The 15,398-nt window shown below is 48.5% G+C and carries 14 protein-coding genes; 11 read left to right on the top strand and 3 right to left on the bottom strand.

The annotated features are described in order from the left end of the window. Positions 1-82: 82 nt before the first annotated feature. The 6 genes from traU (at position 83) to excA (ending at position 8,512) form a co-directional block, all read left to right on the top strand. Positions 83-3,127 (top strand): IncI1-type conjugal transfer protein TraU, encoded by a 3,045-nt coding sequence (gene traU, locus ACJHX7_RS19795; RefSeq protein ID WP_282655697.1) that lies wholly within the window; start codon positions 83-85, stop codon positions 3,125-3,127. Then, positions 3,127-3,741: an IncI1-type conjugal transfer protein TraV gene (gene traV, locus ACJHX7_RS19790; RefSeq protein ID WP_000337399.1), complete on the top strand. Its 615-nt coding sequence runs from the start codon at positions 3,127-3,129 to the stop codon at positions 3,739-3,741. The genes traU and traV overlap by 1 nt, the downstream gene beginning before the upstream one ends. Then, positions 3,708-4,910 carry an IncI1-type conjugal transfer protein TraW gene (gene traW, locus ACJHX7_RS19785; protein ID WP_001189156.1) on the top strand — a complete coding sequence of 401 codons (1,203 nt, stop codon included), beginning with the start codon at positions 3,708-3,710 and terminating at the stop codon, positions 4,908-4,910. The genes traV and traW overlap by 34 nt, the downstream gene beginning before the upstream one ends. Positions 4,911-4,938: 28 nt before the next feature. Beyond that, positions 4,939-5,523, top strand: coding sequence for an IncI1-type conjugal transfer protein TraX (traX, locus tag ACJHX7_RS19780; protein WP_001037987.1), 585 nt, complete (start codon positions 4,939-4,941; stop codon positions 5,521-5,523). A gap of 96 nt (positions 5,524-5,619) precedes the next feature. Next, positions 5,620-7,788 carry a DotA/TraY family protein gene (locus tag ACJHX7_RS19775; RefSeq protein ID WP_000698357.1) on the top strand — a complete coding sequence of 723 codons (2,169 nt, stop codon included), beginning with the start codon at positions 5,620-5,622 and terminating at the stop codon, positions 7,786-7,788. Between the two features lie 73 nt (positions 7,789-7,861). Next, positions 7,862-8,512, top strand: a complete 651-nt coding sequence (gene excA / locus ACJHX7_RS19770; protein WP_001178506.1) for a plasmid IncI1-type surface exclusion protein ExcA — start codon at positions 7,862-7,864, stop codon at positions 8,510-8,512. A 71-nt stretch (positions 8,513-8,583) separates the two neighbouring features. Here excA and ACJHX7_RS19765 read toward each other — a convergent pair whose 3' ends face one another. Beyond that, positions 8,584-8,793: a HEAT repeat domain-containing protein gene (locus ACJHX7_RS19765; RefSeq protein WP_000062603.1), complete on the bottom strand. Its 210-nt coding sequence runs from the start codon at positions 8,791-8,793 to the stop codon at positions 8,584-8,586. 395 nt (positions 8,794-9,188) lie between these two features. Between ACJHX7_RS19765 and ACJHX7_RS19760 the strand changes: the two genes are divergently transcribed. Beyond that, the gene (locus ACJHX7_RS19760; protein ID WP_001054897.1) at positions 9,189-9,365 is read left to right on the top strand and encodes a hypothetical protein; all 177 of its coding nucleotides are present in this window, start codon (positions 9,189-9,191) and stop codon (positions 9,363-9,365) included. 64 nt (positions 9,366-9,429) lie between these two features. Here the strand turns inward: ACJHX7_RS19760 and dqlB are convergent, their stop codons facing one another. Then, the gene (gene dqlB / locus ACJHX7_RS19755) at positions 9,430-9,525 is read right to left on the bottom strand and encodes a DinQ-like type I toxin DqlB (protein WP_001303310.1); all 96 of its coding nucleotides are present in this window, start codon (positions 9,523-9,525) and stop codon (positions 9,430-9,432) included. 498 nt (positions 9,526-10,023) lie between these two features. Here dqlB and ACJHX7_RS19750 point away from each other — a divergent pair, with 498 nt between their 5' ends. Further along, positions 10,024-10,275: a hypothetical protein gene (locus ACJHX7_RS19750; protein ID WP_001291964.1), complete on the top strand. Its 252-nt coding sequence runs from the start codon at positions 10,024-10,026 to the stop codon at positions 10,273-10,275. 71 nt (positions 10,276-10,346) lie between these two features. On the opposite strand, the gene ACJHX7_RS19745 is transcribed toward ACJHX7_RS19750, so the two are convergent. Further along, a complete protein-coding gene (locus ACJHX7_RS19745) occupies positions 10,347-10,499 on the bottom strand; it encodes a Hok/Gef family protein (protein WP_001331364.1) in 153 nt (50 codons plus the stop codon). A 291-nt stretch (positions 10,500-10,790) separates the two neighbouring features. Here ACJHX7_RS19745 and trbA point away from each other — a divergent pair, with 291 nt between their 5' ends. From trbA to trbC, 3 genes are read left to right on the top strand one after another with little or no spacing between them, the layout of a single operon-like run. Beyond that, positions 10,791-11,999: an IncI1-type conjugal transfer protein TrbA gene (gene trbA / locus ACJHX7_RS19740; protein ID WP_016245570.1), complete on the top strand. Its 1,209-nt coding sequence runs from the start codon at positions 10,791-10,793 to the stop codon at positions 11,997-11,999. An 18-nt stretch (positions 12,000-12,017) separates the two neighbouring features. Next, positions 12,018-13,088 (top strand): IncI1-type conjugal transfer protein TrbB, encoded by a 1,071-nt coding sequence (gene trbB, locus ACJHX7_RS19735; RefSeq protein WP_410231680.1) that lies wholly within the window; start codon positions 12,018-12,020, stop codon positions 13,086-13,088. Further along, the gene (gene trbC, locus ACJHX7_RS19730; protein ID WP_001289282.1) at positions 13,081-15,372 is read left to right on the top strand and encodes an F-type conjugative transfer protein TrbC; all 2,292 of its coding nucleotides are present in this window, start codon (positions 13,081-13,083) and stop codon (positions 15,370-15,372) included. Before trbB ends, trbC begins: the two co-directional genes overlap by 8 nt. Positions 15,373-15,398: the final 26 nt, after the last annotated feature.

Genomic DNA, 15,398 nt, shown 5'->3' with positions numbered 1-15,398 from the left:
TCATGCCACTCCAGCGCGGGGTGGCATTAAAAAAATCAAACTGCACAAACCTCCCTCCTGTAAGTCCGGAGTTCCCTCACCTATGAACATAAACCGTTTAATCTTCACTATCGAAGACTGTCTGAACACGCTATCCCGTTTCTCTGTCGCAAGCAGTTTTGTTGAGTATTGCGATTTACGTACTGTAATTGGTCTGGACAGACAGGATCGTGAACGTCGCCCATGGCTGAATTCGCCCTATATTGCAGCCACAAAGCGTGGAGAATATCTCTCTGTCTTTGAAGTCAGCGGTGCTTTCAGGGAAATGGATGAAGCATCCGACCAGACTGGCCCAGGTTCACTGGAATCGCTGATCACCAGCATGAGTGACAGCCTGAATACGGCATATAAAAACAGCGGTCATAAAATCAGCTTCGTTTTTGAGCGTGATCCTGACATGGGAAAAGAAGAAATCGAAGACATGGTCGCCCCACAAAAGCGCTCACTGGCTAATACAGGTATCCAGTTACAGGATGTGGTCGATGAGAAAGTCACAACACTGTCCCCATGGCTGGTCCGGGAGCGTTGCTGGCTGGCGATCTGGAGTGGACCCGACCTTATCAGCAACAGCGATCGCACCGCCCATGATGAGCTTGTCAGAAGACTGGCTGAACGGGTACCGAAAGCACGCTTTGCCCAGTCCCCCTGGCAGTGGACCTTATCTGCACTGAAAATCCGCCACGAAGCTTTTCTTGATAATGTGGAACAGGCACTGAGACATTCATCTGATGGCCTGATTCTCCGGCTACTGGATATACACGAGGTCGGGCGTGAAATACGTCGTCAGACAGAACGGCACAGCACACCGCGTAACTGGCAACCCCACCTGCCTGAAGATGCCCAGCCAGCGGGATATCGCTGGACTGACGATGAATCCGTACTACATGCTCCTTCATTGCATTTGCAGTTATTCAACACTCAGGTGACCACACAGGGCAACCTGGTTCAGGCGGGCGGACTCTGGCACGGAATGGTATCGATTACTTTACCTCCGCAAAATCTGCAGACGTTTAACGAACTGGTCCGTGCCGTCCCCCGCGCAGTCCCCTGGCGCATCAGAATGGATCTGATGCCCGGCGGGATGAAGGCTCTTAATCTGAAGAAAACGCTTCTGACTTACAGCAGCTTCATTTCTGCCGTTCGTCCAATGTATGAATCCGTTATGACCCTGGCGGCAACGGATGAAAAAGAACCTGTCTGCATAATGAGCATCATGGCCTCCACGTGGGGAAAAACACGTGAAATATGCACACGAAACCAGGCCATTCTGAAATCGGCCATTGAAGGCTGGGGCGTATGTGGCACCACGACAACATTTGGCGATCCCCGACGCGCCTGGGTGAATACCATTCTCGCGGCATCCGGAGGCTCCGGCCCGGTTCCCCTGTATCCCCCGTTGTCACATGCCATCTCGCTTTTCCCGCTTAACAGGGCAGGCTCTGTCTGGCGAGGTAAAGGGAATCTTATGTTACATACAGAAGACGGTTCCGCATTTGAGGTTGGTCTGGCGTCATCCCAACAAAATAAACATACAGAACTGGCACCAGGCGATCCGGGACTGGGTAAATCAGTTCTGATTAATACGTTGTCGGAAATACAGATATCATCTGCTCAGAAAAACCTGCCCTTCATTGCCTATATCGATAAGGGATACAGTGCTCAGGGACTGGTTCAGCTTATTCGCGACAGTCTTCCTCCGGAAAGAAAAGACGAAGCTGTCGGTATTATTCTGAGCAATGATCCGGAATACACCCGTAACCTTTTTGACGTGATGTACGGCGCTAAAAAGCCTATTACGCCGGAAAAGAATTTCATGTCATCTGTGCTGTGTGCTCTCTGTGTCGATACCGGTACCGGTCAACCCTGTAACCCCGGAGACACCCGACAAATTATCAACCTGCTTATCGAGCTGGCTTTTAAAGAGTACGGTGAAAATAATCCGCGACTTTATCGCGCCTCAACGGAAGAACTGGTGGATTCAGCACTGCAGGACTCGGGACTGTATGAAAAACATGATGCAGCCTGGTGGGCCAGATCAACCTGGTTCGAAGTCCGGGATATGCTCCACAATGCCGGGTATATCATGGCGGCTCAGCGGGCACATTATCAGGCAATGCCCCAGCTTCCCGAAGTGTCCTCGATGCTGGGCCATACCAGTCTCAGGGATGTTTTCGGTACTGTTCAGCGTGATGGTTCAAACGAACTTCTGCTGGACTACATCCGCCGCGCTCTCGAGCAGGGACATAACGACTACCCCATGATATCCGGGTATACCCGGTTTATGATCAACCCGGAAACCCGGGTCATCGCTGTCGATCTGAATAATGTTGCCGGTGACAAAACGCCTGCAGGCAGGCTTAAAACCGGCATCATGTACCTGCTTGCAGGTCAGATCGCCGGTGGTGACTTCACCCTGCCACAATACAGGGATGAAGTGTTAAAGCAGCTTCCACGGGAATACCATGAAATCGCTCTTAAACGTATTAACCAACTTGATCAGGAGGTTAAGACAAAAGTTTATGATGAACTGCATAACGCCCGGGGCATTGACTTCATCTGGGAAAATCTGGATACCCAGGAGCGTGAGCAACGCAAGTTTGCTATCCGCACGGTTCTGAGTACGCAGTATCTGAGGGACTACCCGGAAAGCGTTCTTAAGTCAGCAAATACTCTCTGGTTACTGCGCTACAAACCCGAAGATATCCCCGTACTGAGGGATAACTTCAACGTGCCTGAATTTATGCTGAAACGCTTCCTGAAAATGCCGGAAGGCCCGGCACCAGATGGTAGTGGTGTTCCTGTTCTGGGAGTATTCAGGGTAAAAAGTGGCACGCTTGCGAGAATACTCAAATTTACCGTCGGTCCACTGGAGCTATGGGCGCTGAACTCATCGCCAAAAGACAGTGCCCTGCGTAAAACACTGACAAATAAGTTAGGTTCAGTTCGGGCACGTAAGATTCTGGCCGAAAACTTCCCCAGAGGTTCTGCAACGTCATTAATTGAGCACCGGGCGGGCCAACATAACAGTGACAATGTTATTGAAGAACTGGCCTCGGAGCTCATCCGAAAACAGGGATACAATCTCTGATGTGTACAATTCATATCACCCCACGCTGCCGGAGACCTGCCAGAGGGCAGGTATTTCTTAAAAAACTTGAGGTAAAAGGTGACAGTTTCTCATTCACTCTGCCGTCACGTGTCTTCAGGTTACATCCGGCCCCCAATCCCAGAGTGATATACGCCTCGGATGCCAGAACACAGGGAAAGGTTACAGGCATGCGGCTGTTGTTGCCGTCCAGCACAGATGAGCTGATAACAACGGCAATATGGCAGGTTTCTGTCCCGGATGAAGCACCATTCGACGTTCAGCATGTCATCCAGTGGATACTCCCTTCACCGCTGGCTTCGCTGATGTCCGATGATACCTGGTTATGGCCATCCGTTCCCGGAACGCCGGCACTGAGTGCCGGTGACTGGCCTGTAATGGATACTGACCCTTCCACCTTACGGCGCGTCAGACGTCGTTCTTTCAGCATCATCGATAACCGGAACAGGAAAGGTTATATCACCAGGCGATATCAGTGTTTCCCACTGGCCCCACTACCTGAAGACAGAAAATACGACAGCCTTCCTGACCTTGTGCTCCACCCCGAGCAGGAGACAATAAAATGCAAAGAAAAACATTACTCGCAGCCCTTATAGCTATCCTGAATGGAACGGCATACCAGGCTCATGCTTATTCAGTCACCGTCGTCGCCAGCCGTCCCGTTGAACAGCAGGTCGTCCCCAGAATGGAGGCCATCAAAGGTGTGCTGAGTGACATACTGAGTACCCAGACAGCCACGGGTACCGCTATCAATCAGAACTCTGAAAAGCTGGCAAGTGTCATTGCCCAGAACGGACAGGCGACACGTCAGCAGATGATTTTCAGTAATGAAACTCAGCGCCTCGAGGAGGCACGGAAAAGCTTCACCGTGCCAGACTCCATCTGCAGTGAATCCGCATCAGGGATTGCAACAGAAAGCAAAAGTGCCTCAGCATCCGCAGCCTCAAAACTCAGTAAAGGTGGCGGTGTGAGCAACCGTAGCATCCGCGACCGTCTGGCCAGCGCAGCAAACTCTCCCGTGCGGGAAGCTTATGATGGCGCGGCCATACACGCCAGTTACTGTACAGAAGCAGAATATGCACGTTTTGGAGGAACCGCCGTTTGTCCTTCTGTGGGCGAAATACCAGGTGGAGACAGTCAGGTACGCTCGATTTACCACGGCGCAGGTACAGCGGACACACCTGCGGCACTGACATGGGATCAGAAGCAAATAGATGCAGCGACTGCTTACATGAAAAACACTTCCCGCCCCTCTGCCGGTCGTGCTCTGGGTAAAGGAGAAGTGAATACCCAGAGTGGGCGAACCTACGTCGGACTCCAGAACGAATACAACGGCATCATTGATTCTGCGTCGAATCCCCAACTGACGTTGATTGCTGACAGCACGCCTAATGAAAGCACACGTAAAGCACTGGCTGAAACACTGCAGTCAGACTCAGCGGCCGCTTACTTCGACCAGGTGGCTTCACCAGAAGCAAAAGCACGGGGATATATGAGTACCCGTGAGTTTGAAGCTTTTGAGGCTGGCCGGCGCTACGCCAACACAGCATACCTGGTGGATTTACAGGAAATGCAGGGGGATAACCTGCTCCGTGAACTGGTAAGAATCACTGCGCAAATGAACTGGCAGCTGAACGATCTGAAAGAACAGATCCGCCAGGGTAATGTTATCTCTGGCCAGCAACTGGCTCTGACTGCCCGCCAGTATTATGAAAAACAACTCGGTAGCCTTGAGAAAACAATCAATCAGGCAAACGCACGTTGAAAGCTGACGTCAGAACAGGACTGAAAAAATGAATAAGTTACCGGAAAATTCAGACCAGACGAAAAACGTCAAAAAATCACCATCCATAACCCGCATAGCCACCCGGGGGATTATTAACATTTTTGTTCCTCTGATGGAGACTCGCCTGATAACGAATTCTGTACAGCATATGCTGGAACAACAAAAACGCAGGCTGGACAGATTTCGTCAGGTAAATAATAAAAAGGCGCAACTCCACCTCACGTGGGAAGAAGCTCTGCAGGCCAGCCATATGTCAGTAGACGATCTGGATCGTCGTTTCCGCCGGCGCAGAACAGTATGGCGATTCTGTTGCTGGAGTCTGCTGGCCATCGCTTTGTTTCTCAGTGGTATGCTCTTTGCCGCCTCTTCATTACCTCTTACGACTCTGGTACGCGCCATCAGCACTCTTGTGTTGATACTGTCAGGCGTCGCTCTTTGTGCTTCCAGAGCACTGATTGTTACATACCGCCTCTGGCAGTTGCATGAACGAAAAGTCAGCGAACCCGAGCAGGGGACTTTCCGTGATTTTCTGAACGACCGCAATGGCTGGCGCAATGCCACATTAATTGCCGTAACCAGTAAACAATACTGATCACGTCCAGATGCCAGTACCACTGGCATGTCGCCATCCCCCTTAATTAAATCCTGTGTGGCCTTTGCCCATACGCAATTCTATTCCGGAGTTACTGTGAAAATTTTACTTCGCGCACTCTGTGCAGGCCTTGCTATATCCTCACTGCCGGCAATGGCTTCAGTGACCTATCAGGATATTGTGTCTGCCGCAACCAATCCTGACGATCTGTCCCGTCAGGCGCTGGTCACGATATTCGGTGATGTAGTCACCAATCCACTGTCAACCAGCGCCCCCACTCTGATCGGAAGCATGTTCGGGGCGTTCAACAGTATCATCGCCGTACTTGCCGTTGTCTGGTTTATGTTCATTGGTATCCGTCATGTTGTGCGTTCGGGGCATCAGGGACAGGTATTCAGCACCGGACGCGATATCGTCGGCACACTGAGTGTCGTTGCAGGTTTTCTGATGATCGTTCCAACCGGAAATGGCTGGAGTATCGCTCAGCTCATTATGTTATGGGGCGCATCGATAATGGGGGTTGGGTCCGCCAATGTGATGGTGCAACTTGCCGCTGATAATATCGCAAATGGTTATTCAATGACTGTACAGCCAGTTCAGGCATCCACACGAACAGCAGCGCGTGGCATTTTTGAAATGGAACTGTGTAAGTATGCGGTTAACGCAGGACTAAATGATTTTAATCAGACGGTCAAATCCTCGACTTCACTGATGACAGAATCAGCTAAAACCGCCAGTGGTAATTACACTGTCACGGTATCCAATGGCAGCGGTATCTGTGGTTCAGCCAGCCTGTCAGTAGAAGGAAACGGAACTACAGATCAATCGACGATTGGAAAATTCTTTAATCCCTTCAGTAAAAACGAATACAGCGGTGTTATCTCAGCACAACGTGCAGCCATGGATAATATGATTAGCGACATGGACAACGCTGCCAGTGAGTTTGTGACAACATTTCTGGAAAAAAGAAATTCTGGCAACGGAACATTGCCGGATATCGAGACACGGATTCAGAGAGCAGCCGACGAGTATGAACGCGCTGTACAAAAATCGCTACCTATTGATAACGGAGAACAATCCAGGAAAGAAGCTCTCAAGTCTTATCTCACAACCTATGGATGGGTGACGCTTGGCGCGTGGTATCAGACCTTTGCCACTGCTAACCAGCGTCTGGCAGAGCTGGCTGACAGAGCTCCAGCTGTAACTTCAATGTCATCACTTGGGGAAGTTGGCGATACTGATTTATTTAGTGCTGTTATGGGGGCATACAAGACTCAATTACAGAACTCCACATATACTCCAACGATAGGAACGATAACAACTCAAGATGAAAGTAATGCAGCTAATAGCACAGACCCACAAAGTGTGGTCATGAAAAGTATAGCGCCAACCATATTAAAATGGACAAACCAAGCTGCTACTGAATGGTCAGGAACAGGAACAACCAGCAACCAAGTTAACCCATTAATTAAGATGAAAAACATCGGCGATTATACATTGGGTACAACAGAAATTCTCTGGACAGGATATACAACTGTCAGAGTTCTCGCGACAATGGGTGATAACTCTATTTTCGGAAAGGCTGTTAATTTGTTCTCTGGATTACCTAAAGGATTTGTTGCTCTGCTGGATGCTGCAGCTCCCCCAATATATTTCTTGTTGTTCCTGTTGTTTTGTGCGGGTTTTTCCTTATCAATTTACCTACCATTTATACCATTCATTTTCTGGATGACAGGCATTGGGAACTGGATAGTAAGCGTATTAATAGGATGCACCGCCGGGCCTCTGTGGGCAGCAACACATCTAGGAACATCAGAGGACAGAGGAAGTCGAGCAGCTTACGGATATATATACTTAATTGACAGCATGATAAGACCACCTCTCATGGTATTCGGTTTCTTTTTTGCCTCTGTCGCCATCATTGCCGTCGGCACAATATTAAACTCACTGTTTGGCGCAGCACTAGTTAACGTACAGGTAAAATCATTAACAGGGATATTCAGCCTTGCCGGGTTCCTGCTAATTTACGCCCGTATGTGTACAACGTCTGTAGCTGCAATATTTGCTTTACAAGCATATCTTCCTGACCATGTTATCAATTTCTTGGGTGGTAGAGATGGTGTAAATACTCTTGGCAACCTCACCTCATCAGTAAAAGATATTTTTGCAGGTTCTAATAGAAATATTAGACACAGCCCTGGAGTTAGAGAGGACAGACTAAAAAATGTCACAAAGGATGATAATAAAGATGGAATAAAAGGATAATTTTAATAAAACAACCTTGCCATAAACACTCAATCGCATTAAAATATCGATGAGTGTTTATGGAGGGTTTATTATGCAAATGGTAAAAACAATCAATAGATATCCTGCTTGGTGGACATTATATTACGCCCTTAGATTTATATATTTCATAAGCATACCAGTGTTATCCATTTTTATTCTTTTCGGAGTGCTCTCCATTACATCTTCAAGATATGTGACGCAAGAAGATTATATTTATACTTGCGTCTGTCTGTTTTTACTAATTGCCCCTGCAATATTGATGTATTCCCGAGCAAGCTCAAGAAAAGACAAAATAAAAAAAATTGTCGCGGAGATAAAAAACACCGGTTTTTATTCACCTGACAAAGAATATGAGGGACTGTCTTTTACTCAGGGCGTCTATTTTGGCGTGGATACCAAAAAAGGCACTATGCTGTATGCTCGTGCTTACCCTGGAAATATAATGGATATTATCGGCTTTGACATTGACAACTTCACACGCACTGTGACCGACGCCAAGACACTAGAGATTTATACAAAATACATAAATATACCAATGGTCTCAATTCCGTCAGGATGCATCCATCCCAAAATGATGGCGGATACAATGCATGCAATGGCAGAAAGAGGATATGATTACCCTGTCGACTTTCCTCGCCTAATTCAGGAGAAGCGTAAGGAGTGGGAGCAGATTGCAGGCATGCCTGTAGCCGAAGTATTTTAAGATAAGCTCCCTCCATAACAGCCGGTTCAAATGAGCCGGCTTTTGTTCATTACAACAGATAACTTATGCCGTTACCGATAAATTCGACCAAGTGCTTTAATCGCAGCAATTTTTATTTCCATATCATCACTTTGACTCAATCTATGTAATTCACGAGTAATGTTCTCCGCCTGACACCGGCCTTCACCTAATGCATAGATCGCAGCAAGTGTAACGTCTTTTGATTTACTCTTCATCATTTCAAACAAGAAAGTATTAGCTATCGCAGGAGGCATGCTCATAATCAATCCTCTTCATGAAATAAACAATGGCACTCACTTACAAACAGGAGTCCACTATCGCAAGCGACTCAACTTAGCAATATCTCTCAATTTGAATGAAAAAACCAGATGGCATGTGACAGGGAACCGTCCGCATGATGTCCGTGACCATTTAACCCCATAAGCTAACCTTGTCACAAACGGGCGCAGAACAGCCTGCCAGACAGACAGACAACAAAACAAAAATCCAAGATAAAACATGAATACCGGTATCTCAATGCGAAGAAATAATCTCCGTAGAAACCCCCATGAGAAAAATATCATATGGGAGAAAATCGCAATTATCACAGCCAGCGCATTCATTATTTTCGCTGTGCTCTGGCATTAATTATTTTCAACACAAAAAGGAAAAAACAATGAATCTGGTAGACGCCTTTGTCAAAAAAGTAATATCCGAGCCATATGAAGAATATGGAAAATGGTGGATAGATGTTGAATACATTTCATGGGGTGTTCCCGGGAAAACAAGACTGATGTTTGAGTCAAAGGAGCAGGCACTGGAAGTTAAAGAAGGGTACAAATTTTTAACGTGAGATCTCTTTTTGTTAAAGGGCAGGAAGCGGTAACTCCCTGCCCTTAGTTACGTTTCCAGGCTTATCAGTCGACAAGTTCCCGGATCAGTTCCAGAACAGCAATCAGCGCGTTTGCAACGGCAACTACTGCCCTGAGAACGATGATTAACAGATTAATCATCCGCTTCTCCATCACTGGAGGAAATCACCGTTGCTTACTCTTACATTGCCTGTCACAACGGCACTTTCAGTGTTAGTTGAAAAGAGACTTCCTCCTGCCAGAGCACTGAACACAGCACCACCTGTTTGTTCAGCCAGGACTTAAAATCTTGCATCCATAGTCCCGATGGATATCACGGCAGAAGTGTCGCCAGACAGAGCTAACCTGCGGATTATAAGGATGGTTGCTATCAAATGAACAGCTCGCTATTATAAGAACGTTAGTTGAAAAGAGATTTCCTCCGGTCAGGGCCACCCACTCTGTAACGGAACAGTAAAAAAACCGACCTCACCAGTCGGTTTTTTTACATCTGTTGTTTCTCAAAATCCGCCCGACATGCCCGTCACACCGAGGAAACTCATGCTCTGAATCAGAACCAATCATCTCAACTTTGCCGTCTCCTGAAAAAACTGGCACATTCAGTTCGATAACTACCCATAAATACAGAGAGAAAATCCGATGTCAGAAAAGTGGAGTAAAGAATTCGACTCTTGCTTTCAGGTGGGGAGCATAGAAGAAATTGCCGATGCTCTCGAGAAACGCAGCGGAAGCGAGGAAAACGCGTTAGCCATGCTGGCAATGACAGCCTTCACACTCATGACCCGACGTGGTATCTGCGAAATGCAGAACGTGGCCCCCGATGGCAAAGGCATTCGGCTGGAGCTAATCGGCTTCAGGGAAAATGAAACAATACCGGATACGCTTCATTGAAGAAGAAAGGGCGCAATGAGGTCAGCCTTCGCAACAAAGCGGCGGCAGAAAACCTGCCGCCGTGTTGCCCGTTAACGTTTAACTTCGTAGGCTAACGTTGCCACAAGCACTGTGTTTCCCTGCTGGAGCCGGAGTCCGCAAAGCGAATCCCTCACCATCCAGACAAAACACAGAATCGTCACACAGATGACGATTAACATCATTAAAAACGTTCGCTGTGGCATCATAGCCCCTCCATTGCCTTACGGCGGTTATCGGGCTACTATAATGTTGTCTAGGCATTACAGTAGAGCCCTTGGTTGATTGATAAAAAAATCTCCAGGGGCTTTCTGCTGTATACCGTCCACAAAACGCTTTCGGCATACAGCCTCAAGCGCCCGCAGCTATTCTAACGACTTTCGTATCTGCAACAATCCTTTTATCGCACGGCTAATTCCTCTGGTTAGCTCTTATCGCCTGCAAATAAATTTTTAACCTTTCCGTTTGATTTAAATTCCAGAAATGGAGACTTTGTCATGTCTTACAATCGACAGCCTGTCGCAGAAGATCCTATGCAGATATGGGGCGCTGTTGGTGTCCTTCTTATCCTGCTGCTATTCGTTATATGGTTATTCTTGCCGGAAGTGGTTTACGCCAGCTGCCTGATTCTTCATACCTTATGGGGACTGGTTGACTGGGGACCATTTCATAACTATGCAGCACCACGATACAACCTGCTTGCCATGACCGGTAACAACGCCGCCAACATAAGCTATAGCCAGTGGGTTAACGTCATGGAGCAGACCATAGGTATTCTGTGGATGTACCTCTTACCTGTGACACTCTGGTGTTTGTGGGAGTGGTATCAACATCCGGGACAAAGTCGTTTCACCCGCAGACCAGTAGATATTACCCGACTGCCACACATCTTTGCTTCGTTGTCCCCTGCTATCGCCCCTGTACTGGCAGATGGTGATCCGGAAAAACTCTTTCATGGTGGCAAACGACCTGAACGGCGGGTTGCTCTCACCCCGGAAGCATTTGTCGAGCAGCATACTCTCATCACCAATATGCAGCTCGATGTTGCAGCTGCAAGACGATGTTTCATGGCCCAGTTGGGTAAACCTTTAACGTCCTGGAAAGACATGGCACCACATGAAAAAGCGCTCTTTGCCATATTTGGTCTTCAGTATTTCCTGGATGATCGTAAGGCAGCATTAAAGCTCATGGATACACTGAACCTCTCATGCAGAATTAAAAGCAAACGGGACAGTGGGAAATTCTGTACCCCTATTTATTCACTGGCCAAATCAGCTTTCCAGAGAGTGATTAAAAGCAACGGAGCACAGCAATGGCTGAAACAACATCGCTACGTCCGCAGTGGGCTGGTCTGGCTGTATGCACATGACCTGCGGCTTACGCCACCCAACTGGATTTGGCTGAAAGGCGTGGACAGGACGCTGTTTTATGCATTACACCGCGCCAATACCACGAAAGGATTTATTGAAGGCGCTGGCGTGGTGGCCGTTGCACGTGCAGAGGCCGAAGCCATGCGTTTTGGTCTTCCCTGCCCTGAACCCTGTGTTGATGAAGCGGTGGAAGGCTTACGGCGGGATATGCTCAGTCTCGGTCTTATCTGGGATGAACCACAACCAGATCGCGACCGGAAACGCCGCATCCTGACCAACTGGTCCCTCACCGACGACATCCTGCCCCGCACACCTGCTACAGACAACGAATTCTGATTATCCGGAGAACTGAAAATGACAATCGAGTACTTTGCAACACGCATTGCAAAACATATTTCCGTGCAGGCAATCTGGCCGGATGGCAGGACAGAAATTATTGCCGTCCTTCCACGGGATGCCCTGTCAGGGCTGGTAACACGAAATAATCAACTGATTCATATAGCCTTTGACGCCATGGGCACCCGTAACAGAGAAACCGTCCTGATTGATAAACAGGAGCATAACGCTGACCAGATACTTACAGCTATTGATTCCTGCCTGCGCCTTGAATATCTGATGGAACGCCGCTTCAGCAGAACACCTTTGTTCCGTGGCATAATCGCCAGCGTTGTGCTGTTCGTAATGGCAACGATTGGCTTCTCTCTGTTCCGCTATGTTGATCGTGTATTCTGGAATGATACAACGCCTGAAGCAGTACAGACAGCAGGTGAGCCACGACTGCTACCCCCTCACCTGAATCACACTGTGCCATTAAATGAAGGCATTCAACTCCCGGTTCCCCCGAAAAAAGACGTCCAGGTCCCGGAGAAAACAATCACAGGCAAAAATCCGGAAGCCGCAGCTGCGCGACATAATCTGGCTACTGTTCTGAAGCGGAACGCCGATCGGGGCATGTTTACCATCAACCTGTCATCCGGTCATGAACGAACCCTGTTCGCATTTCTCGATCCTGCCTGTCCTAACTGCAGACTTCTGGAGCCGGCCTTAAAACGCCTGGCCAGCGACTTCAATGTCGTTATCTACCCGGTTTCAGTTATTGGTGGAGAGGAATCCACCGACCGTGTGGCACCACTGCTGTGTGAAAAAGATGCTCAGAAACGTGCTGCCGGCTGGCACCGACTGTATTCCGCAGATAACGGAATGATGACGCCATCAGAAGAAACAACGCCTGCAGATGAAACATGCCTGAAAGCAGCCAGAGCTGCGATTGATGTTAACAATGTCGCCTTCCGTAAGTTCGGATTTGCCGGTACCCCATGGGTGCTGTCCGACACCGGCTGGCATCTGCCTACAGGAATTCTGCAGGAAACTGGCACGCTTAATTTATTCCTGAAAACCACCGACAGCGAGTCTGGCCATGAGTGAACATCGCGTTAACCCCGAGCTTTTACACCGTACAGCCTGGGGAAATCCTGTCTGGAATGCACTCCAGAGTCTCAATATCTATGGCTTTTGCCTGGTGGCAAGTCTTGTGGCCAGTTTTATCTGGCCACTTGCATTACCGGCATGTCTGTTGTTCACACTGATAACAATGCTGGTATTTAGTCTGCAGCGATGGCGCTGCCCTCTTCGTATGCCCATGACGCTGGAATGTGCTGACCCGTCACAGGACAGAATGATTAAAAGAAGTCTTTTCAGCTTCTGGCCAACCCTGTTCCAGTATGAGGTCATTCTGGAATCACCGGCCAGCGGCATATTCTATGTTGGTTATCAACGCGTCAGGGATATTGGCAGGGAGTTATGGCTGAGTATGGACGATCTGACCCGCCATATAATGTTTTTCGCCACCACCGGTGGCGGTAAAACGGAAACCATCTTTGCCTGGGCGATTAACCCACTTTGCTGGGCAAGAGGATTCACCCTTGTCGATGGCAAGGCACAGAATGATACGGCAAGAACGATCTGGTATCTGGCCAGACGCTTTGGACGTGAAGACGATGTGGAAGTCATTAACTTCATGAACGGAGGAAAATCCCGCAGTGAAATCATTCTGAGTGGTGAAAAAACGCGTCCTCAGTCAAATACCTGGAATCCCTTCTGTTACAGCACTGAGGCATTCACAGCGGAGACAATGCAGTCAATGCTGCCCCAGAACGTCCAGGGGGGCGAGTGGCAGTCCCGGGCCATTGCCATGAATAAGGCACTAGTATTTGGTACTAAATTCTGGTGTGTGCGCGAAGGCAAAACAATGTCGCTGCAGATGCTCCGTGAACATATGACTCTCGAAGGGATGGCCAGACTTTACTGTCGTGGCCTCGATGATCAGTGGCCGGAAGAAGCTATCGCACCGTTACGTAACTACCTTCAGGACGTTCCCGGTTTCGACCTGTCGCTGGTCAGGACACCATCAGCCTGGACGGAAGAACCCAGAAAACAACATGCTTATCTCTCCGGGCAGTTTTCTGAAACTTTCAGCACATTCACGGAAGCATTCGGGGATATTTTTGCTGAAGATTCCGGTGATATCGATATCCGTGACAGCATTCACAGCGACAGGATTCTGATGGTAATGATCCCCGCTCTGGATACATCAGCGCATACAACGTCTGCTCTTGGACGAATGTTTATCACCCAGAAAAGTATGATTCTCGCCCGTGATTTGGGCTACCGCCTCGAAGGAACTGATTCCGATGCACTGGAAGTCAAAAAATATAAGGGGCGTTTCCCTTATCTGTGTTTCCTTGATGAAGTGGGGGCATACTATACGGACCGTATTGCTGTGGAAGCCACTCAGGTGCGTTCACTGGATTTTGCTCTGATTTTGATGGCACAGGACCAGGAACGTATAGAAGGACAGACAACAGCCACGAATACTGCAACACTGATGCAGAACACGGGGACAAAATTTGCCGGCAGGATTGTCAGCGAGGGTAGTACGGCCAGAACGCTGAAAAGCGCCGCCGGTGAAGAAGCCAGGGCGAGAATGAACAACCTGCAGCGTCAGGACGGCATATTTGGTGAATCATGGATTGACAGCCCACAAATCAGCATCCTGATGGAAAGCAAGATAAATGTTCAGGAGTTGATTGAACTTCATCCTGGCGAGTTCTTTTCTATTTTCCGGGGAGAAACCGTACCATCAGCATCATTCTTCATCCCTGACGATGAGAAAAGCTGCAGCAGCGATCCCGTTGTTATAAACAGGTATATCAGCGTGGATGCGCCACGCCTGGACCGTCTCCGCCGTCTTGTTCCCCGTACTACTCAACGTCGAATACCGTCACCGGAAAATGTCAGTGCCATCATTGGCGTCCTGACTGCAAAACCCTCCAGAAAAAGACGAAAAATTCGCACAGAGCCGCACACGATCGTGGATACATTCCAGCAACGCATTGCAGGACGTCAGGCGGCTATGGCAATGCTGGAAGAGTACGACACAGATATCAACGCACGTGAAAGTGCCTTGTGGGAAACAGCGGTGAATACGCTTAAAACGACCACACGGGAAGAGCGACGAATTCGCTATATCACGCTGAACAGACCAGAACTACCTGAAACAAAAGAGGAAAATCAGATATCAGTGAGAGCAGAAAGAGCAGGTATAAACCTGTTAACGCTTCCACAGGACAATAACCACCCGACAGGGCGTCCTGTAAACGGGTTTCATCATAAAAAAACCAACCGTCCGGACTGGGACGGAATGTACTGAACAGTGGCCGCGCCGGATTCTGGCGC

Origin of the sequence: Escherichia sp. WS1451 (genome assembly GCF_046487365.1) — a bacterium.
Lineage (GTDB): Bacteria > Pseudomonadota > Gammaproteobacteria > Enterobacterales > Enterobacteriaceae > Escherichia > Escherichia coli.
The sequence above is the reverse complement of the archived record's forward strand: the minus strand, read 5'-3'. Positions and strand labels throughout refer to the sequence as shown.